This is a genomic window from Methylobacterium sp. WL69, from assembly GCF_008039485.1.
Taxonomy (GTDB): domain Bacteria; phylum Pseudomonadota; class Alphaproteobacteria; order Rhizobiales; family Beijerinckiaceae; genus Methylobacterium.
Map to the genome: position 1 here is coordinate 1 of NZ_VRUZ01000200.1, position 1,126 is coordinate 1,126.

At 77.4% G+C, this 1,126-nt stretch carries 1 protein-coding gene and 1 pseudogene; both read left to right on the plus strand.

Annotated elements, in window-relative coordinates; genetic code table 11:
• Positions 1-485, plus strand: a pseudogene (locus FV218_RS22975) (hypothetical protein); the annotation flags it as partial.
• A partial coding sequence (bcsN, locus tag FV218_RS22440) for a cellulose biosynthesis protein BcsN (RefSeq protein ID WP_187273154.1) occupies positions 482-1,126 on the plus strand: 645 nt, incomplete at its 3' end. The pseudogene FV218_RS22975 and the gene bcsN, both read left to right, overlap by 4 nt.

The following is a 1,126-nucleotide window of genomic DNA, read 5'->3' on the forward strand; positions in this document are numbered from 1 at the left end:
GGCAAGCCGCGACGCCGGCGCCCGAATCCAGTTACGGCCGCGTGCCGAAGCCCGGCGGCCCGGCCGCCGCCGGCACCCCCCTGCCGGCCGCGATCCAGCGCAAGGAGTTTCCAATTCCCGTCGCCCTCGACAATCCCCTGCGCTTTCCCGCCCCTTCGGCGCAGCGCCTCGTGGCCGAGGCCCAGCCCGGCACCTACGTGCCGGACCCGTCGCTCCCCCCGGCGCCCCTCGTCGCCCGGCGCGTGCCCGGCGCCGGGCCGATGCCCTACGAGCGCTACGGCTTCACCCTGCTGCCGAGCTACGGCGGCAGCGACAAGCCCAGCACCCTGCCGCTTCCGCCCGCCGGGACCCTGTGGCGCCAGCAGGAGGCGGAGCGGTCGTCGGTGCCGGGCCGGTCGGTGTCCGAGGACGATCGCTTCGCGGCGCCGGGCCGCGCCTCGGCCCTGGAGGCCGCCGGAGCGAACGCCCAGCGGGGCCTGCCGTGATCCGCCGTTCGCCAGTTCCCCCGGCCGTCGCGGCTTGCCTCGGCGTCCTCGCGACCCTTCTCGCCGGGGCCGTGGCCCAGGCGGCGCCGGTGCTGCGCCTGCCCGGGGCCGGACGGGTGGTCGCCACCAGCGACACCCCCGTGCGCGACGGCTTCGACCAGCGCATCCAGTTCGGCGGCGGCGCCGGAACCAATGCGGCCAACCTCGGCCTGCGCACCCAGACCGCCGACCTCGTCCTGGCCTTCCCGGCGAACCTGGCGCGGCCGAACCGCGCCGGCATCGACGCCGAGATCGCCGCCCTGTTCCCCGGCCAGGTCCTGCGGGTGCTGGCCGTCCCGCGCCGCAACGCCTACGGCCCCGTCGGCATGGCGGTGGGGGCCGACTGCCTCTACGCCTGGCAATGGATCGACCTGACGCCCGCCATGATGGGGGGGTCCGGCGGCCGGCCGCGGCTGTTCGGGAGCCTGAGCCGGCCCGATCCCGTGGGGGCGGTCTCCCTGCGCATCCGCCTGTGCCGTACCGAGCGGGCGAGCCTGCCCGATCTCATCGCGGCCGTGGAGGGCCTGAGCCTCGATCTCGCCGCGCGGCCCCGGCTGGACGTCCCGGCGCCGATCGTCCGAACCCGCCGGCCGGCCCCGCGC